The 20,441-nt window shown below is 50.6% G+C and carries 15 protein-coding genes and 1 pseudogene; 4 read left to right on the top strand and 12 right to left on the bottom strand.

Annotated elements, in window-relative coordinates; genetic code table 11:
* Positions 1-180 precede the first annotated feature (180 nt).
* The gene (gene pmrR, locus OGX90_RS06245) at positions 181-270 is read left to right on the top strand and encodes an LpxT activity modulator PmrR (RefSeq protein WP_003826741.1); all 90 of its coding nucleotides are present in this window, start codon (positions 181-183) and stop codon (positions 268-270) included.
* On the opposite strand, the gene pmrB is transcribed toward pmrR, so the two are convergent.
* From pmrB to melR, 7 genes are all read right to left on the bottom strand, one after another.
* Positions 264-1,346: a two-component system sensor histidine kinase PmrB gene (gene pmrB, locus OGX90_RS06240; RefSeq protein WP_153753880.1), complete on the bottom strand. Its 1,083-nt coding sequence runs from the start codon at positions 1,344-1,346 to the stop codon at positions 264-266. The two genes, pmrR and pmrB, sit on opposite strands and share 7 nt — an antisense overlap.
* The gene (pmrA, locus tag OGX90_RS06235) at positions 1,347-2,015 is read right to left on the bottom strand and encodes a two-component system response regulator PmrA (protein ID WP_008786966.1); all 669 of its coding nucleotides are present in this window, start codon (positions 2,013-2,015) and stop codon (positions 1,347-1,349) included.
* Between the two features lie 4 nt (positions 2,016-2,019).
* On the bottom strand, positions 2,020-3,657 hold the full coding sequence (gene eptA, locus OGX90_RS06230) for a phosphoethanolamine transferase EptA (RefSeq protein ID WP_048236317.1): 1,638 nt from the start codon (positions 3,655-3,657) through the stop codon (positions 2,020-2,022).
* Between the two features lie 146 nt (positions 3,658-3,803).
* Positions 3,804-5,141, bottom strand: coding sequence for an arginine/agmatine antiporter (gene adiC, locus OGX90_RS06225; protein WP_003031853.1), 1,338 nt, complete (start codon positions 5,139-5,141; stop codon positions 3,804-3,806).
* Positions 5,142-5,268: 127 nt separating this feature from the next.
* Positions 5,269-6,030, bottom strand: a complete 762-nt coding sequence (locus tag OGX90_RS06220) for an AraC family transcriptional regulator (protein WP_008786968.1) — start codon at positions 6,028-6,030, stop codon at positions 5,269-5,271.
* Between the two features lie 314 nt (positions 6,031-6,344).
* On the bottom strand, positions 6,345-8,612 hold the full coding sequence (gene adiA, locus OGX90_RS06215) for an arginine decarboxylase (RefSeq protein WP_003826754.1): 2,268 nt from the start codon (positions 8,610-8,612) through the stop codon (positions 6,345-6,347).
* Positions 8,613-8,848: 236 nt separating this feature from the next.
* Complete coding sequence (melR, locus tag OGX90_RS06210; RefSeq protein ID WP_003826756.1) at positions 8,849-9,781, bottom strand: transcriptional regulator MelR; 933 nt, start codon at positions 9,779-9,781, stop codon at positions 8,849-8,851.
* A 269-nt stretch (positions 9,782-10,050) separates the two neighbouring features.
* On the opposite strand from melR, the gene melA reads away from it, so the two are divergent.
* From melA to OGX90_RS06195, 3 genes are all read left to right on the top strand, one after another.
* Positions 10,051-11,406: an alpha-galactosidase gene (gene melA / locus OGX90_RS06205; protein ID WP_008786970.1), complete on the top strand. Its 1,356-nt coding sequence runs from the start codon at positions 10,051-10,053 to the stop codon at positions 11,404-11,406.
* Positions 11,407-11,498: 92 nt separating this feature from the next.
* Positions 11,499-12,929: a melibiose:sodium transporter MelB gene (melB, locus tag OGX90_RS06200; RefSeq protein WP_032942138.1), complete on the top strand. Its 1,431-nt coding sequence runs from the start codon at positions 11,499-11,501 to the stop codon at positions 12,927-12,929.
* A gap of 2 nt (positions 12,930-12,931) precedes the next feature.
* Positions 12,932-13,186: a SemiSWEET transporter gene (locus OGX90_RS06195; RefSeq protein ID WP_032942140.1), complete on the top strand. Its 255-nt coding sequence runs from the start codon at positions 12,932-12,934 to the stop codon at positions 13,184-13,186.
* Positions 13,187-13,206: 20 nt separating this feature from the next.
* On the opposite strand, the gene OGX90_RS06190 is transcribed toward OGX90_RS06195, so the two are convergent.
* The 5 genes and pseudogenes from OGX90_RS06190 to OGX90_RS06170 all read right to left on the bottom strand — a co-directional run bounded on the left by OGX90_RS06190 (position 13,207) and on the right by OGX90_RS06170 (position 20,124).
* Entirely contained in the window at positions 13,207-13,830 is a 624-nt protein-coding gene (locus OGX90_RS06190) for a DUF2238 domain-containing protein (protein ID WP_032941584.1), read from the bottom strand.
* A 147-nt stretch (positions 13,831-13,977) separates the two neighbouring features.
* Positions 13,978-15,624, bottom strand: coding sequence for a class I fumarate hydratase FumA (gene fumA / locus OGX90_RS06185; protein WP_057068411.1), 1,647 nt, complete (start codon positions 15,622-15,624; stop codon positions 13,978-13,980).
* Positions 15,625-15,720: 96 nt separating this feature from the next.
* Positions 15,721-17,059: pseudogene (dcuB, locus tag OGX90_RS06180) on the bottom strand (anaerobic C4-dicarboxylate transporter DcuB).
* Between the two features lie 717 nt (positions 17,060-17,776).
* The gene (gene dcuR, locus OGX90_RS06175) at positions 17,777-18,496 is read right to left on the bottom strand and encodes a two-component system response regulator DcuR (protein WP_008786975.1); all 720 of its coding nucleotides are present in this window, start codon (positions 18,494-18,496) and stop codon (positions 17,777-17,779) included.
* On the bottom strand, positions 18,493-20,124 hold the full coding sequence (locus OGX90_RS06170) for a sensor histidine kinase (RefSeq protein ID WP_286623358.1): 1,632 nt from the start codon (positions 20,122-20,124) through the stop codon (positions 18,493-18,495). The genes dcuR and OGX90_RS06170 overlap by 4 nt, the downstream gene beginning before the upstream one ends.
* Positions 20,125-20,441 lie beyond the last annotated feature (317 nt).

Below are 20,441 nucleotides of genomic sequence, written 5' to 3'. Positions count from 1 at the left end.
TAGCCGCCATCCGGCGCATGGCCAGGGCATTTGTGTTATTGCCTGATGGCACTACGTTTATCGGGCCTACGGGCAGTGTTGTACTTTCGTAGGCCGGATAAGGTGTCTTATGATATCAACTTAAGGTTGGCTTAATCTGTGTCAGGCAAACTCTCCTCCATAGTTTCGGAGGAGAGTGTCATGAAAACCCGTATTTATGAAAGTTTGACCACCGTGTGCAGCGTGCTGATCGTCAGCAGCTTTTTGTATGTGTGGGTGAGCTCTTACTGATTTTTCGCCAATTCCACCCATGCGCGAGTGCCGCTGGCTCCCTGGCGATTTTGCAGATAGAAATGACCCTGATGTAACTGGGTGATACGACTGACAATACTCAGCCCCAGCCCAATCCCACCAAAACGGCTGTCCATACGGACGAATGCTTTACTCAACTCCCCGCATTTACTTTCATCAATGCCCGGCCCTTCATCCTCGACGGCCAGGACGGCATCATGCTCGGTGTTCAGGCTAATCGTAATATGGGTGCCTTCCGGGCTGTAACGATGCGCGTTTTCCACCAGATTTCGTAGCAGCATCCGCAACAGCGTAGCATCGCCACGCACGACAACGTCCGCCGCGCTTTGTGGCAGGAGCAGCGTCTGTTTACGTTGGTCCAGCATGGTGCTGAGTTCATCGTAGGAGGGTAGAATAACGTCCTCCAGCAGTTTGACATGCTGGTAGTTCCCGGCCGAAAACGACTGTCCGACGCGGGCGAGTTGCAGCAGCTGCGATACGCTGTCCATCATTTGGTCAAGGCGGGCAATCAACGGCGTAACGTCGACCTTATGGGTTTTGGATAATAATTCCAGATGCAGGCGAACGCCTGACAGCGGTGTGCGCAGTTCGTGGGCGACATCGGCGGTAAATAAACGTTCGTTTTCAATAGTGCTGGTCAGCCGCGTTACCAGGTCATTGAGCGCTGAGACAACGGCCTGGATCTCAACGGTTGAGCTGTGAATTTCAATGGGGGCCAGGTTATCGGCTGCTCGCGCTTCTAACTCTTTTTGCAGATCGGCAAGGGGACGGGTAATACGTCGCACCGCCTGATAGCAAATTAGCAGCGTCAGGCTGACCATAAAGATGCCGGGGACGATCAGGCTGGCGATAGCCTCGCGGATCTCATGCATGATGTGGCGATCGTTGTTACGGTTATCGCGCAGCGCCTGTTCGAATAACTGTATTTGTTCGGTACTTTCGTGCCACAACCAGAAGGTGCTAATGAGCTGAAAGACCAGCAGAATTAGACCGATCGTCAGTATTAACCGTTGGCGAAGAGGGAGAGGTCGTTTTAGATATTGCAGCAGCTTCACTTAGCTTTCCTCAGTGGCGACCAGCATATAGCCAAATCCCCTGACCGTGCGGATACGTGATTTCCCCACTTTATCGCGCAGATTGTGAATGTGCACTTCCAGCGTGTTGGTAGACGGTTCGTTATCCCAGCTGTAGATGTCGTTATACAAAATTTCCCGGTGTACCGGGCTGCCCGCTTTGAGCATCAGGCGTGACAGGAGCGCGTATTCTTTCGGCGTTAAGATAACCTCTTGTCCGTCCATCCACACCTGGCGACGACCGATATTCAGCGTCAGATTGCTGACAATTAATTCACTTTCACCCTGATTGTTGTGGCGACGCAGAAGTGCCCGGATGCGGGCGTGCAGTTCTTCCAGTGCGAACGGTTTGACCAGATAGTCATCGGCACCCACATCCAGCCCGCTGACCCGGTCTTTGAGCGTGTCACGGGCGGTGAGGATCAGCACGGGGAGAGAGTATTTCTTCTGTCTGATGCGGGTCAGGAAGTGCAAACCGTCTTCATCCGGCAAGCCCAGGTCCAGAACAACCAGACTGTAATGTCCGGTCTCCAGACACTGCTCGGCTGCACGGGCGGTTGACACGCCATCACAGGCGTAGCCTTCTGTTTGCGCAGCGAGTATCAGTCCCTGTAATAACAACGTATCGTCTTCAACAATCAGGATTTTCATTCGTTTAGCCTCCCCGGCAGGGTTGCAGAATATCATCTGCCGCCTGATATTTCTGTGTTTGCACGCCCGTTAATCCCAGCAGAGTTGAGAAGAGATTATCCTGCGAGAAGTCTTCTGAGCTTGCCCGTTTTTGCAAACATGTCTGAGAGACCTGATAGCGTTGCTGATAATCCTCGGAGAGCCACAGCAGCATCGGCACATGTTTTTGCGTATCTGGTGCAATTGAATACGGCAGGCCGTGCAAATAGACGCCATTTTCCCCTAAGGATTCGCCGTGATCGGAAAGATAGACCAGGCTGGTGGTGAAATTATCCTGGTGTTCTTTCAGTATATTGATCGCTTTATCAACAATATAGTCAACGTAAAGAATGGTGTTGTCGTAAGTATTGACCAACTGTTGCTGCGAACAGGTCTGGATTTCGTTGGTATCGCAGGTTGGCGTAAATTTCTTAAACTGCGCAGGATAGCGGTTGTAATAGGTCGGACCGTGGCTGCCGATGGTATGCAGCACAATCACGCCGTCGCCTTGCAGGTTATTAATGTACTCTTCCAGCCCGTGGAACAGGACTTCATCGTAGCATTCACCGTCAATACACTGCCCTGGCAGGTTCAGCTTAGTCATATTCTGGTGTGGAACCCGATCACAGGCTCCTTTGCAGCCGCCGTCGTTATCGTTCCACAGAACGTTAATTCCCGCCCGCTGAATGATGTCGAGTACGCCTTCCTGATGCTGTGCCAGTTCTTCGTCGTAGTGCGCGCGTGGCATATCCGAGAACATGCAGGGTACTGATACTGCCGTTGCCGTTCCGCAGGATGTGGTGCGGGGGAAATAGACCACATCATCTTTTTCCAGCAGCGGGTTGGTCTGGCGCGAGTAGCCTGACAGCGAGAAGTTATCGCCGCGCGAGGTCTCGCCGAGAACCACAATCGTCAGGTTCTTACGCTTTTCTTTTACCATCAACGGATTGCGATGGGCATCTTCGCCAATGCGCACCAGCGGCAGGTGGGCCAGTCGCTGATGTGAATACCAGGATGACGTCGCCACAATGCTGTTGGATGGACTGAGGGATTTCACCAGTTCTTTGTTGTTGCGAAACAGTGAGGCGTAATCTTTATAGAAGAACGCTGCGACCAGCACGATCAGCAGCGCGGAGATCAGAATATTCGCGCCACGAAACAGTATGCTGCGCATGACTGGCGTGATCGGTTTGATTTTTACCCAGCAGGCAATGAGCGCGGCCAGAATGCCGCTCACCCCGAGCGTGATGAGCATTTGCGGCGTCAGCAAAGCAAAGGTTTCGGCGGGCGTAGTGTCCATCATATTAGCGATCATCGAGCGGTCGATGATGATGCCGTAGGTCATGATGAAATATTGGGCCGATGCGCCAACCAGAATGAAAATGCACGCCACCAGGCGATTAAGCCACAGGAATGAGGCCAGCGTCAGCACGATGTTCATGACGCTGAACGCGACGACCGGCATTGATAAAAACACCAGCACGTTACGCACAGAGTCCAGAGGCAGGTCTTGCAGCACTTGTTTATAGAACGCAATGTTCAGGAAGGTCGCAAGATAAAATGAGATCAGCAGAAGCCAGCTGATTAGCCCGAGAGTGGGCCTTTTAAACAAGAGCTTTAACATTAAGGGGGTTCCATCGACTATGTGGCGCAAATCCTCTCAAAGTAAAATTAAGCCAACCTTAAGTTCTTAATGTTGATTTTTCGAAGAGCGGTAGGAGAACGTTGACCCGATGAACTTACGCCATCGGGCCACGACGATTGTTGGCGTTAGTTATTGTTTACCGGGGCATCCAGTGGATACGGGTTTTTATGGATCCGGTTGTAGTTCAATGCGTACAGCGCGGTGATGATCATCAGCGTGACGAACGACCACATCACTTCTTTGGCGCCGGAACCGACAACCGCCCAGATGCAGTAGACAAAGGCGATAAAGGTGACCAGTAAGTACATCGGGCGTGCTTTACCAAAGTGACCATGGCCGAGCAGCAGCAGCGCGGCGCAGGTGTACAGATACGGCACCAGGGTGAAGATAACGGAAACCGAAGAGACCAGACCAAACTCTTTCGCTGCGTTCGGCGACATGCTGCTGAACTGGAAGATGGTCATCAGGATGCCGACGATAATTAACCCGGCCACTGGCGTACCGGCTTTGTTCACGCGGGCAAAAATCGGTGGGAACAGGCCGTCATCGGCTGCGGCTTTGGCGGTTTGCCCGGCAAGCAGCGTCCAGCCGCCCAGAGAACCAAGACACCCGGCAGCAGCACAGAAGGAAACTATCGCCCCAGCGGTGTCACCCAGCGCCATACGTGCGGCATCACCGAACGGGGAGGCTGATACACGCAGCGCCGCGTTAGGGATCATACCCATGATTGCGGTGGTGGAGAGCACGTAGCAAACAGCGGCAATCAGCACGCCGCCCATGGTAGCGATAGGTACGTTACGTTTGGGATTTTTAACCACGCCAGCCGCAACGGAGGCGCTTTCCACCCCGATAAATGACCACAAGGTGACGTTCAGAGTGCTTTGAATCGCGCCGAAGGTGTTCATCCCGCTGACGTTCCAGGCTGCCATATAGGTTTCACCGCGGAACCAGAACCAGCCGAAGACGGCAATCCCGACAATTGGCACCAGTGCCAGTACCGTTGCGACGGCCTGCACGCGGGTGATCATTTTCGGTCCGACAATGTTCAGTAATACGAAGATCCACAGCACTACGACGCAGGTCAGCGTCAGGACCAGCGGATCTTTTAAGATGGGGAAGAAGTAGCTCAGGTAACCGACGCCAATGACCACCATGGCGATGTTACCAATCCAGCAGGCCAGCCAGTACAGCACGTTGGTCTGGTAGCCCAAAAAAGGACCGAAGCAGCGGCGGGCGTAAGCATAAGAACCACCGGGACTGGAGTCTAAGGACGACATTTTGGCGTACACCATCGACAGTGCCAGAGCACCGATAATCGTGACCAACCATCCGTAGATTGCAATCCCGCCAGTTGACGCAAGGTTTGCGGGTAGCAGGAATACACCGGAACCCATAATATTCCCCGACACCATAAGGGTGACGGGGATTAAGCCCACTTTGTGAGCATCAGCATCCGTCGACATATTTTTTAACTCCTGATAAGGATAAATGACGCCTTATCATACCTCGTCAAAAGTCTATTTAATGATGACGGAGCTGGGGTATCGCTAATGCTGATATTATTATGGCTTATCGCTAACTGATTAAAAATCAGGCGGCGGATGGCTCCCTATGTTGACTCACATAATGCAGAGGCGTCATCCCATAGAACTCTTTGAATACGGAGATAAAGTATGAGGTACTGTTATATCCACACAGTTGAGAGACCTGAGAAATGTTTTTGCCGTCCATCAGTAATTGATTGACGGCATATCGCATGCGACATGTGGTAATTATTTGGCTGTAACTTGTATTTTCACTTTTGAGCTTTTTCTTTAACAAACTGGGACTCAGGCATAAGCAACTGGCAACCATGCTTAAATTCCAGTCTTTATGTATATCGCTCTCAATAATGTGATAAACGCTATCGCTGATACAGTTGCGCAGCATATACATGAGCAAAGAAATAAACTTTTTGCTGTCGAGAAAGCGTGATAACACCGTGAACAGTAGCGAGCGCGTACGCTCTCTTTCAGCTTCGTTCACTGTGTCCATTACGCTGTGTTGGGCTGCCACCCTGAAGACATCCGGCGTCAGACACGCGGCGGTCATCACTGGGCTGGCACTGCGTTGCCAGAGTGGGATCTGTGAAAGGTCTTTATTTAAAAAGCGCAGATAATCTTTAATGATATCGCGGCTGATATGTACGACCAATGCGTTATTAAGTGATGAGAAATCGATAATATTATTATCGCATGCCACCAGCGCCATATGATTAGCTTTTAAACTGATGGCTTCTTTACCGTTAATCCTTAACCAAACATCCTTCTCCGTTAATACAACAACACAAGCTTCTTTGCTGCAAAGCCTCATACCCAACTCCAGGAATATGAACATAAAACACCGTAGCTCAACATCAGATGAGCCAAATCGGCTAAATTGAAATTGTATGATGAAACCAGGACTGCAATAAAATAACGTGTCTGAAATTAATTACAATGTTTGGCGGGATTTTTCTTATGTACACATTTTTGTACGCAAGTGGAAAGGCGCTATTTGCGTATAAAAAAAGCGCGGGGTGGTCCCGCGCAAAAAGGTATGACAATGTTATTGTTTTGCAGCAATACTCAGGAATTACTCAAGCATGACATGTCTACCTTAAACATCGGACTATCTATAAAACGACATTATGCTTTCACGCACATAACGTGGTACACACCGTCAATAATTTCCGTTCCTTCGGTTTCATGTTCAAATCCAGGGAAGTGGTGGTCCCAGGACTGCAACGAACGTAGATAACTAATCTGCGGGCTATTGGCGTCGCCAAAGTTTTCCCCGGACAGCAGCATCGGAATTCCTGGTGGGTAAGGAATAACGGAATTCGCGGCTATACGACCCGGCAGATTTTCAATGGCCACCATCTCAACGTTATCGCTGACTATCGCGTTATAGGCTTCACGCGGGGTGATTTCAGCAACAGGCAGGCCGGAGTAGGCCGCGTTAAGACGTGCGCCAGGGTTGTTCTCTTTCAGCCAGGCGAACATGGTGTCGCCCAGATCGTGAATGCCCATGTTGGCGTAAGTGTCTGGATGTTCCTCAACCAGTTCTGGCATCACCTGTGCCAGCGGGGTATTGGCATCGTAATGGTGTTTGAAAGAGCACAACGTGTTGATCAGTGTGCCCCATTTCCCGCGGGTAATCCCCATGGAGAACAGGAACATAATCTGGAAATCGGTGGTACGGGTCGGCACGATGCCGTGGCGGCCAAGCCAGGCGGTGACCAGTGCAGCCGGTACGCCGTTCTCTTCCAGTTCACCATCGTCGCCCATCCCCGGAGCCAGAATGCTGACTTTGATCGGGTCCAGCATGCTCCAGTTATCCGGCAGGTCTTTAAATCCGTGCCAGGATTCACCCGGGCGCATTACCCAGCAGTTCTGGTCGGTGGTCAGGAGTTGAGTTGGCGCATCGGCAAAGTCATAGGTTTTGCCGGTCTGCGGATCGGTCACAATCTCTTTGTTCCACGGTTTGAAGAACCAGTCGCCTTCGGCGGTGAATTCTTTGTACAACCGCGCCATGGCCTGACGGAAATCGACCGCTTCGTCGATCACTTCCTGGGTGAGCGACAGGCCGCTGTTACCGTCCATCATGGAAACCGCCACGTCGTTTGAGGCGCAGATGGCATACAGCGGAGAGGTAGTGGCGTGCATCATGTACGCCTGGTTAAAGCGGGAGAAGTTCACGGCCCCACGACCTTCACGAACGTGAATGTAAGATGCCTGAGAAAGCGCATTCAGCAGTTTGTGGGTCGAGTGGGTGGCAAAAACGGTAGGACCGTTATGATCGCCCGGCGCGCCACGCATGGCGTAGTGATCGGCGTAAATTGGGTTGAAGCGAGCATAGCCGTACCAGGCCTCATCGAAGTGGATGCGATCGCTGGTTTGCGCGAGCAGGTCCTGGGCCTCTTTGGCGTTGTAGCAAACACCGTCGTAGGTACAGTTGGTCACAACGCTGTAAGACGGTTTTTGCCCGGCTTTACCTTTGGTCAGCGGGCTTTCGCTGATCTTTTTCTGCAATGTTTCAGGCTGCATTTCCTGCGGGTAGATAGGCCCGATAATGCCGTACCGGTTGCGGCTTGGCACCATGTACACCGGTTTTGCCCCGGTGAGGATAAGCCCCTGCTCGATGGATTTATGGCAGTTACGATCCAGCACCACGACGTCGTTGTCGGTCATACAAGCCTGCATGATGGTGCGGTTAGAGCCGGAAGTCCCGACCACCACGGACCAGGAGCGATCAGCGCCAAACACGCGGGCGGCATATTTTTCGCTCTCGCCAAACGCGCCGGTATGATCCAGCAGCGAGCCGAGCGATGCACGTTCAATACCCATGTCGCTACGGAATAAGTTTTCACCATAGTAATCATGGTAGAAACGACCGGCCGGTGTTTTGGTGAATCCGACGCCGCCCTGGTGACCCGGTGCTGCCCAGGAGTATTCATGGATGTCGCCGTACTTCATCAGTGCGCTGAACAGCGGTGGCAGAAGTTGTTGGCGGTAGCGGGTCATCGCCGCAACGGCGCGACCGGCGATAAAGTCTGCGGTATCTTCCAGAATCCAGGCGAATTCATCGACAAGCTCCAGCAGGTCGCGATCCAGCGATGCGGTGGCTTTTTCGCGATCGCCCAGCAGGAAAACAGGTACGTTTTGCTGGCGCTCGTGGAGCTTGCCGATCAATTGCCTGACGTTCAGGTGTTCGTCTTGTTGTTCCATTTGATAGCTGAACATCAGGCAATCAATGGCTTCATTGGCGGCGAGGATTGCGTAACCATCGTCGAATGAGGTGGACTTAATGACGGTAACATTTTGGCGGCTTAATGCGTCAGCCAGACGTTCGACAGCGCTACCGACCCAGGTGTCCTGATGCAGAAACTCACTTTCAACAATTAATACTTTCATCATCTTTTACCCGGTTGTGGAAAGGTTGCAATCTATGAATTGCAGACACACCGTATGAATGTGACGCAGGCAGTATTATCCTGTCAAAATGGGCTGTAAAGCGGGTAAAAAATAGGCTGATTTGTGTTTAATTTGTTTTTAAACAGTAGGTTATGTTTGCTTGTTGGCGGTTTATCACCGCCGTTTATCGACAGGGGGAATATTTTTTTGGCTGATACTGATATTGCCGAATGATATCAACCAGCGATTGTTTGCCGATGCTGCTGGCTCAGTTTGCGGTACTGCTGCGGCGACATGCCGACAAACTTGCTGAAGGTGTCATAAAAACGGCTGCTGGATCGGAATCCGGCGGTCAACGCAACGTCGAGAATGGTTTTATCGGTATCGCTAAGCAATGCGCGGACGTGATTGATCCGCATTGCCGTGATGTACTGCTTCAGGGTGAGTTGCATTACGCGTTGGAAAATCCCCATCGCGTAGTTGGCGTTGAGCTTCACGTGTTCCGCGACGTCGTTGATGGTGAGCGCCTGATCGTAGTTGTCGGCAATAAAGCTCAGCATTTGGCTGACGTAAAACTGGGCGTGCCGCGACACGCTGTTTTTGTGGGTCCGCGAGGTTTTATTGACCAGGATAGGCTGCCAGCCGGAAAGGCTAAACCGTTTGAGCATCAGACCAATTTCATCAATGGCGAGCTGGCGAATTTGTTCGTTCGGGTTGCTCAGTTCCTGTTGCCAGCGCTGAACCTCAAAGGTGCTCAACTGCTGCGACGCCAGCGATTTGATGACCATTCCATGGGTAACATGGTTGATCAGCTCGCGATCCAGCGGCCAGGAGAGGAAAAGGTGCATCGGTAAATTGAAGATAGCCATACTTTGGCAACTGCCCGGACGCGTGAGCTGATGCGGTGTACAGGCCCAGAATAGCGTGATGTGTCCCTGTTTTATCTGCACGACTTCGTTGTTGATAAGGTACTCGACGTCACCATCAAACGGAACATTGATCTCCACCTGCCCATGCCAGTGGCTGGCAGGCATAGCATGCGGTGAGCGCAACTCGATATCCATCCGTTGATATTCTGAGTACAGCGATAGCGGGCTGCGGGTTTGTTCTTCATCGCTACTGCACATGTGCGGATCGGGAGGGAGAGGCGATGTCGGTAATGTACTCATGGTTGCTCCATTTCCTGAATTATCAGAATCATGTCATTTAACACGTATTAAGGCTGAGAATCAGGACACAAATTGGACCGTTACCATTGAGCATAGCGACATTTTGCGGCCGCATACTCTGCTTTTTGGGTAATTTTGTCCCATAAACTCAGATCCAATAGGGCGCAGAGTGATGATCTGAGTTTATGGGAATGCTCAGCAGGGAAGTCGGAGGTTTTCATCTATGCGCTGTGCCACCATGACTGTGTTCACTAATGTTCTGGAGAGTCATGATGTCTGCACCCAAAATTACCTTTATCGGCGCCGGTTCCACGATTTTCGTCAAAAATATTCTTGGGGACGTCTTTCACCGCGATGCGCTTAAATCTGCGCATATCGCCTTGATGGATCTCGATCCTACGCGTCTGGAAGAATCACACGTTGTTGTGCGCAAGTTGATGGATTCTGCGGGCGCGTCTGGACGAATCACCTGCTATACCGATCAAAAAGCGGCATTACAGGATGCCGATTTTGTGGTGGTCGCTTTCCAGATTGGCGGCTATGAACCTTGTACCGTCACCGATTTTACGGTGTGTAAACGCCATGGTCTGGAGCAGACGATTGCCGACACGCTGGGGCCGGGCGGTATTATGCGCGCGCTGCGCACCATCCCGCATTTATGGCAGATTTGTGAGGATATGACCGAAGTCTGTCCGCAGGCCACAATGCTTAACTACGTTAACCCGATGGCAATGAACACCTGGGCAATGTATGCGCGCTATCCGCATATTAAGCAGGTTGGGTTGTGTCATTCGGTGCAGGGGACGGCGGAGGAGTTGGCCCGCGATCTGAACATCGACCCTGCTTCTTTGCGCTATCGCAGTGCCGGGATCAACCATATGGCGTTTTATCTGGAGCTGGAGCGCAAAACGGCGGACGGTGCCTATGTGAATCTCTACCCGGAGCTGCTGGCGGCCTATGAATCCGGTCAGGCGCCGAAACCAAATATTCACGGAAATACCCGTTGCCAGAACATTGTGCGTTATGAAATGTTCAAAAAACTGGGGTATTTCGTCACCGAATCGTCGGAGCACTTCGCCGAATATACGCCGTGGTTTATCAAACCGGGGCGTGAAGATCTGATTGAGCGCTATAAGGTGCCATTGGATGAATATCCGAAACGTTGTGTGGAACAGTTGGCGAACTGGAAAAAAGAGCTGGAAGAGTACAAAACGGCTGAGCGGATCGACATTAAACCGTCGCGCGAATATGCCAGCACTATCATGAACGCTATCTGGACCGGTGAACCGAGCGTCGTGTATGGCAACGTTCGCAATGACAATCTGATCGATAACCTGCCGCAAGGCTGCTGCGTTGAAGTCGCTTGTCTGGTAGATGCGAATGGTATTCAGCCAACGAAAGTCGGGACTCTCCCGTCACATTTGGCGGCCATGATGCAAACCAATATCAATGTTCAGACCCTGCTAACGGAAGCCATCCTGACGGAGAATCGCGATCGCGTTTATCACGCGGCGATGATGGATCCGCATACCGCCGCGGTACTGGGGATTGAAGAGATTTATGCGCTGGTGGACGACCTGATCGCGTCTCACGGCGACTGGCTGCCGGCCTGGCTGCACCGTTAATACACAATCACGCCGGGCATTGTATCCGGCGTTTAACCTCTGACGTTTCCTCTTACAGAAGGCGGGCGCTGGTAACAGCGACCCGATACCCTATGAGCATATCTCTGACAACAAAACTCAGTTATGGATTTGGAGCGTTTGGTAAGGATTTCGCCATCGGTATTGTGTACATGTATCTGATGTATTACTACACCGACGTGGTGGGATTATCGGTGGGGCTGGTCGGAACGTTGTTCCTGGCGGCAAGGATTTGGGATGCGGTAAACGATCCCATCATGGGCTGGATTGTGAACGCCACCCGATCGCGCTGGGGAAAATTTAAACCCTGGATTTTACTCGGTACGCTGGCGAACTCATTGGTGCTGTTTTTGCTTTTTAGCGCACATCTTTTTGAGGGTACTGCGCAGGTCGTATTTGTTTGCGTGACGTATATATTATGGGGAATGACCTACACCATTATGGATATTCCATTCTGGTCACTGGTGCCAACCATTACGCTGGATAAACGCGAGCGTGAACAACTGGTGCCGTACCCCCGTTTCTTCGCCAGCCTTTCTGGGTTTGTTACCGCAGGCGTGACGCTGCCTTTTGTGAGCTATGTTGGCGGAGCAGATCGTGGTTTTGGTTTTCAGATGTTTACGCTAATTCTCATCGCGTTCTTTATCGTTTCCACCGTTGTGACGCTACGGAATGTGCATGAGGTTTATTCGTCAGACAGTGAGGCCACGGCAGACAGCAGTCGTCTTGGGTTGAAAGCGATCGTTGGGCTTATCTATAAAAATGATCAGCTATCCTGCCTGTTAGGTATGGCACTGGCTTACAATATTGCATCTAATATCATTGCTGGCTTTGCCATTTACTATTTTACCTACGTGATTGGCGATGCAAGTCTCTTCCCGTACTACATGTCTTACGCAGGTGCGGCAAACCTGTTGACGCTGATTTTCTTTCCTCGGCTGGTAAACGCGTTGTCACGACGGATCTTGTGGGCTGGGGCATCGGTGTTGCCGGTGCTTAGCTGTAGCGTACTACTGGTGATGGCGCTGGCAGATTTCCATAATATCTTACTGATTGTTATAGCGGGTGTTTTACTGAATATTGGTTCTGCGCTTTTCTGGGTGTTGCAGGTCATTATGGTGGCGGATACCGTTGATTACGGCGAATACAAACTTAATGTTCGTTGTGAAAGTATCGCTTATTCGGTGCAGACAATGGTGGTAAAAGGTGGGTCAGCATTTGCCGCTTTCTTTATCGCGTTGATACTCGGAGTGATTAATTACGCGCCAAATGTCGCGCAGTCTGCCGAAACCATCGTTGGCATGCAGTTTATTATGATAGCGCTACCCGCACTCTTTTTTGTGGTGACCTTAGTCCTGTATTTCCGCTTTTATCGACTGAATGGCGACACCCTGCGCAGGATCCAGATCCATTTACTGGATAAGTATCGCAAGGTGCCGCAGCACCATGAGCAACCGGATATCCCGGCTATTGCGGTAGTGGCTCCAGGCGATGTGAAGGCATAGCGATGGAATGGCATTCGTTGATTGGGTATTTGGCGGCCAGCCTGACGACACTCTCTTTCTTACCGCAAGCCATTAAGGTTATTACCACTCGCAACACGCAAGGCATCTCCGGTTTGATGTATGTGATGTTTGTGTGCGGGCTGGTTTTGTGGCTGATTTACGGATTATTGATTGAAGATACTGCCGTCAGCATGGCGAACTTTCTGACACTGTTGTTCGCCTTGCCGATTCTGGTTATCAAGTATCGCAGTAGGTAATGTAGATTGCCGGAGAAGCGTTAGCGCTCTCCGGCCGTTTTCAACTGCCGATTGTGCCAGCCCGCCAGTGCGAGGACCGTTGTTAACGCACCGAGCAGGGCGCAGAACATGTCCGACTGGGTATCCCACGGGTCACCCTGCGTGCCAAGGAAGTCATCCGCACCTTGTCCCATTGCCAGCGCCGCCCACCATTCGATGAGTTCATACATTGCGCTAATCGCCAGTGCTACGCAGCAGACCAAAAATGCCAGCATCTTACGACCACGGACAATATTGCCGCGCACTAAAATCTCTCTTGCCGTCAGGGCTGGTACCAGCCCCTGGAAGAAGTGGCCCAGCTTGTCATAGGGGTTTCGACTGAGATCCAGCCATTCCTGAACCTGAAAACCGACGGGGACTTTGGCGTAGGTATACATCCCGCCTACCATCAGAATGATGGCGTGCAAGAAAATCAACGTATAAAGCAGCGGCGTCAATGGGTACTGCTTCATGGTTGCCAGTAACAGCGGGACGACAATAATGACTGGCGTGACTTCCATCAGCCAGGTGATTTTCTCCGAGGCAGAGATACCGGTGTAGATAAGAATCAGCGCCAGGATCAATGCGCCGGTGCGCAAGATTGTGGGGTTCAGAGTGCGGAGCATTGCGAATTCACACGTAATGGAAAAGGTCACTATTCCCTGTGAACGGCAAAAATTCAATACCAGTAAATGGGGGGATAAAGTTGGCCCGGGGGGATCGCTGGACTGACGCCAAAAATTTAGTGCCAGTCCAGTGCCGGGCCGAATGGGTTACTTCGCGCAGTTAGCGCATTGTTTGCTGACGATTTGCTGGAAGAAATCGTTGCCTTTGTCATCGACCAGAATGAAAGCCGGGAAATCTTCTACTTCGATTTTCCAGATAGCTTCCATACCCAGCTCCGGGTATTCCACGCATTCCAGATGCTTAATGCTCTGCTGCGCCAGTACCGCTGCCGGTCCACCGATGCTGCCTAAGTAGAAGCCGCCGTGTTTGTGGCAGGCGTCAGTCACCTGCTGGCTACGGTTACCTTTTGCCAGCATGATCATGCTGCCGCCGTGAGACTGCAACAGGTCAACGTAGGAGTCCATACGACCCGCGGTGGTTGGACCTAATGAACCGGACGGGTAGCCTGCAGGTGTTTTGGCCGGACCCGCGTAGTAGATCGGATGATCTTTCACGTACTGCGGCAGACCTTCGCCGGACTCAATACGTTCTTTTAACTTCGCGTGGGCAATGTCACGACCAACAATGATAGTACCGCTCAGTGACAGACGAGTAGAAACCGGGTACTGAGAGAGCTGGGCGAGGATCTCTTTCATTGGGCGGTTAAGGTCAACTTTAACCACTTCGCCTTCGCCCGCCTGGCGCAGAGATTCCGGAATGTACTGACCTGGGTTATGTTCCAGTTTTTCAATCCAGATCCCTTCGCGGTTGATCTTGGCCTTGATGTTACGGTCTGCGGAGCAAGAAACGCCCATACCAACCGGGCAGGATGCGCCGTGGCGAGGCAGGCGGATCACGCGGATATCATGTGCGAAGTATTTCCCGCCGAACTGAGCACCAAGGCCGAGTTTTTGCGCTTCTTCCAGCAGTTCTTGTTCCAGTTGCAGATCGCGGAACGCCTGGCCGTGAGCATTACCTTCAGTCGGCAGCGCGTCATAGTAGTGTGTGCTGGCCAGCTTCACCGTTTTGAGGGTGCTTTCCGCTGACGTACCGCCAATAACGAATGCGATGTGATACGGCGGGCAAGCTGCTGTACCCAGCGTGCGCATTTTCTCAACCAGGAAGTTTTTCAATTTGCCGGGAGTCAGCAGCGCTTTGGTTTCCTGATACAGATAGGTTTTGTTGGCTGAGCCGCCGCCTTTGGCCACGCACAGGAATTTGTATTCGTCACCGTCCACGCTGTACAGATCGATCTGTGCGGGCAGGTTGGTGCCGGTATTTACTTCTTTGTACATATCCAGCGCCGCGTTTTGCGAGTAGCGCAGGTTATCTTCGATATAGGTATTAAATACGCCTTTGGAGAGCGCCGCTTCATCGCCGCCGCCGGTCCAAACACGCTGACCTTTTTTACCCATGATGATTGCCGTACCGGTGTCCTGGCAGGTTGGCAACACGCCTTTGGCGGCGATTTCGGAGTTTCTCAGGAACTGCAGCGCCACGTACTTATCGTTTTCGCTGGCTTCGGGATCATGGAGAATTGAGGCGACTTGCTGTTGGTGTTCTGGGCGGAGCATGAAGGAGGCATCGTGGAAGGCTTGCTGGGCCAGTAGCGTAAGTGCTTCAGGGGCTACTTTCAGGATTGTTTCGCCTTCAAACTCGCCGACGCTGACGTGTTCGGATGTCAGCAGGTAGTACTCAGTTTTGTCTTCCCCCAGTGGGAAAGCCGCCTGGTAAGTGAATTCAACTTTTGACATTTGCTTCCAGCCTTTTCATTTTTCTCAGGAATTTTAAAATTCTCTGTGTCTTCATGGTGGCGTGCCGTACCAACGTGGACGGCACGCGAACTGTGATTACAGGAAACCGTACATTGCGGCGAAGATCCAACCAAAGACACAGGATACGCTTACGCCGATCAAGCCAGGCAGAATGAAGCTGTGGTTGATAACGAAGCGGCCGATGTGGGTGGTGCCGGAACGGTCAAACTGGATAGCAGCCAGATCGCTCGGGTAGGTCGGCAGAATGTAGTAACCGTAACATGCCGGAGCAGAAGCCACGATGTACGCGGGATCAACCCCGATTGCCAGAGCGACCGGAACAATCGCTGCCAGCGCCGCTGCCTGGGAGTTTACAAATTTGGATACCAGCAGCAGAACAATTGCGTAGGCCCACGGATACTCTTTCACCATATTGCCCAGCACACCTTCGATTTCTGTCATGTGCGCGCCGAACATTGTTTCGGCCATCCAGGCAATACCGTACACCGCCACAATCGCGATCATACCGGAACGGAAGACTTCGTTTTTAGATATTGAAGCGGGATTGGTCTTCGTCAGGATAATAATCAGCGCACCGGTCAGCAGCATGAACATCTGGATAACCAGCACCATTGACAGCGGTTTGCCGCTAAAGGTAGGACGCAGCTCAGAGAACGCGCCAAGCACGGCAACAACGGCGATAGCGGCCAGGAAGATCCACATGGCCAGCCAGTTGCTTTTCGGCAGCTTTTTGTCTAACAGCGTGGCGGTATCGCCATACACATAGTTATGGTTTTCAGGTACGGAAATGAACTTCTGGAACTCTTCATCTTTATCCAGATCCTTACCACGGAACCAGCTGAAGATACCGATCGCCAGGATACCCAACAGGGTAGACGGGATGGTGATGCTGAGCAGGTCGAGGAATTCGAGATGCTTGCCTTCAAACGTTACGTTACCCAGCATTGCCACCAGTGACACCACGGCTACAGAAACCGGGCTGGCGATAATCCCCATCTGTACCGATAGAACTCGCCGCCATCGGACGTTCCGGGCGAATATTGTTCTTAATGGCAACGTCATAAATGATTGGCAGGATGGTGTATACCACGTGCCCTGTACCGCAGAGAATCGTCAGGGTGCAGGTAACGAAAGGTGCGACGATGGAAACGTATTTTGGGTTACGGCGCAGCAGCTTTTCAGCGATTTGCAGCATAACGTCAAGGCCGCCGGAGGCTTGCAAGGTTGCCGATGCGGCCACCACGGCAATAATAACCAGCATTACATCTACAGGTGGTTTACCCGGCTGGAGATGGAAAACGAAAACCAGAATGACCAGGCCGATACCGCCTAATAAACCCAGCGCGATACCGCCCTTTCTGGCACCATAAAACAAACATATTAATATTATGAGAAGTTGTATACTAAATAACATTTTATTTACCCTCGCGAAAAACCCAGTCAATTTTTTGAAAAATGGATCTGTGCCACATTCTTTTTTGCCAGAATAAGCATCAAAAAATGGTCAGTATTCGATATGTCCGTATTTGCGATTAATGTTCAAATGTCTTGCTAGAATGTTTTTTCAAATTTATGGAAATATTTAGCTTTTTTCTGTGGCTTTGATCAGAGGAGAAAATCCTCAGGCGATGGGAAGCAGAGCTGGGCATGGAAAGCTGCGGTTGACGCTGTAATTTATCTGTTTTGCGTTTTCCGCTATTACGTGAACCACCGACAGAATGGGTGAGTAGATTATTTATGTGATCACGGTCACGCCATCTCATAATGTGATGAGGTCGGCGTGCGGATACTTTTATTTGCTCACAAAAATGTACGGTGTCCATGGTACGTAGCATGGTCTCCATTGCTACCAGTCTAGATTTTTTATGTCTGGTTAATTTCAGACTAATCCTTTATGGGTAAAAATACACACTCTGCGAGTTAGATAATACTTAATTAACTTTTGTTAGCGATTTTGAAATTAAAAACAGTGTGATGGTTGTCAATATTAAAATAATACATTTAACATGCCGGATACAAATATATTTGATCTAACGCAAATTTATAATTTTACAGTGCCAGCTGGTGAAATTGGGATTTTTCATTATTTTAATAATTGTTACTTTCAAATAACAAATAATCCCAAGTGTATTTATTGGCAATATTGTTTAAGCAATGAGTAGTGTTCAGCCTGCACACGATAACGATAAACAGGTCTGCCGGTCACGCCATAATGGATGCTGGTAAATAAGATGTGACAATTGACGAGCCAGATAAGGTATTTACGGCAAGAGACGCGCGAGATATTGACCTCGTTGGCCAGCTCATCCGTGGAGAACTCCTGATCCTGGTGCTCATCAATCCACTGACACAGCGTGCGTAACGTTTGTGGCGTTAACCCTTTAGGTAAGCGCCGTGCTTCCTGTTCATTGGAAGAGCTGCCGTGAATCAGCTGGTCAAGCTCAGACTGTTCATAATACTGATGCTTGTCCATCTCATTTTTCTTGTGCAGCCAGCCGGTGAGCGCCTCTTCAAACCGGGAAGCCTGGAAAGGTTTGATCAGGTAGTCAACAACACCGTAGTGAAGTGAATCTTTGATGGTAGTGGCATCAGCGGCGGAAGAGATGACGATGACATCACACTTGCAACCTTCGCTGTGCAGAACCGGTAGCAGGTCCAGACCGTTTTCTTTTTGCATATAAATATCTAGCAAAATCAGATCGATATGATGACCGCTATGAAAGATTATCTCTTTTGCTTTCTCCAGCGTGGAGGCTGTGCCGCAGCAGTGAAAACCGGAGAGTTGCGCGACATAACGGCGGTTTAATTCCGCTACCATTGCATCGTCATCGACAATTAAGACATTGATCATCTGCTGGCCCTCTCACCATTCCACGGTAACTGTACAAAAAATTGGGTGAAGATCCCAGGTTCAGACTCGACGGAAATATTACCGCCAACGTTTTCAACCTGTTGTTTAACAAGCGCTAAACCAACGCCCCGTTCGCTTCCTTTTGACGAAACGCCCTTCTCAAAGATGTGCTCAATGTTTTCGGGGGCAATCCCCGGACCATCGTCATTCACTTCGCAATGCAACCAGCCGTGTCGATAATGCAAGGATACGCTGATCTCACCACCAGGTTCTTGACCTAGCGCCTCCAGGGCGTTTTCAATCAGATTCCCCAGAACGGTAATCAGTACCGCCACCTGATCTTCGTTGCTATTTTCCGGTAACTGGCTTTCATTGCTAATGACCAGACTATGGCCTAAATCAGATGTGCGATTAATCTTACTGAGTAAAAATCCTGCGATCACCGGTGATTTTATTTTTCCTAACAGTGAGCCAATTTCTTCCTGATAATTGTTTGCGGTCTTCAGGATGTAATTTTCAAGCTGCTTATAACTTTTCAGATGCAATAATCCCAGAATCACGTGCAATTTATTCATGAATTCGTGGGATCGTTCACGAAGTGCGTCGGCATAGTTGACCATACCATCCAGACGTTGCATTAGTTTTCGGACTTCAGTCTTATCTCTGAAGGTTGAAATGGCACCGATGATTTTACCGTTGCTGAGTACCGGGACCGTGTTAATTAAGAGTAGCCGATCCTTCACCATGATCTCTTCATCGCGGCGCGGCGTTCCGTCATGTAGTACCTGTGAAAAATCGACCACTTGTGACCACGCATGGCTGAGTGTGGAGAGCTGGGCATCATCTTGTGATTTGTGATAATCCAGCAGGTCCTGCGCCGCCTGGTTAATCAGCGTCACTTCACCGCACTCGTCAACGGCAATAACACCTTCCTTTATAGAGTGCAGCATCACCTGGCGTTGTTCGAACAGATTGGAGATTTCATAAGGCTCCAGGCCAAACAGAATGCGCTTGAGGACTTTGACAAATACCCATGTGCCGAGTAGCCCAACCAGTACACCAAATAAGATGGACCAAAATATGCTGCCGCGGCTGTTATTGATCTGCTCAGTCACCCGGCTTAGCTCAAGGCCGATCGACACGACGCCAATCTGCCGGTGATGTTCGTCATAGATAGGAGTAAATACACGTAGAGCTTTAGCCAGGAATCCGCGATTAATGGCGACATTCTCTTTACCTTGCAGGGCCAGCAATATGTCATCACCTTTAAATGGCTGACCGATTCGCTGCGCTTCGGGATGGGAGTAACGAATGCTTTGCATATCAGTGACGACGATAAACAAAAAGTCGTTGCTCTTATTCACCGCCTGGGCAATCGCCTGAATGCCGCTTTCCTCGGGCTTTTTCATTAGGCCCTGGCGGATCTCCGGAGAGTTGGCTAGCGTTCGCGCGACCGCAAGCGCTTTACTCGCTAATGCATCGCGCGTCATGTTGCTGATCTGCGAGAAATAAATCAGATGAACGACAAGCAGCACGGAGAAGAGTACTGCACTAACCATGAGGATCACGGTGGTGCCAAGCTTCATCGGGCGTTTACGTATAGCAGTACGTTGCAGGGAGTATCTCATCACGGTCCTGAAATCACGGTTTGTGCGGGTATTATTGCCTGATGGGGTGCGTAATTCAAAGGTGGTAGGGATTATGGCGCTTAAGTTGTCAGTCCTTCTTCTTTATATAGCGTAGAGTGAATTTCTTTCTATATAGAGGTTTTCATACCGATTCTCTCCCTTTTTAGGGACGCTTACAGATAATTTCCTTACGATTGTGGATAACTCTGTGTGTAAATGGGTATAAGGCGGGGTTTTGCTGTGGAATGCAGCAGTCAGTCATTTTTCTGTCATTTAAGGGTTGCGGGCCGCAGGAAACTCCCTATAATGCGCCTCCA

The organism is Citrobacter sp. Cpo012 (assembly GCF_030333015.1).
GTDB classification, from domain to species: Bacteria; Pseudomonadota; Gammaproteobacteria; order Enterobacterales; family Enterobacteriaceae; genus Citrobacter; species Citrobacter portucalensis.
Note: the sequence above shows the minus strand (reverse complement) of the source record. Positions and strands in the feature narration are given on the sequence as shown.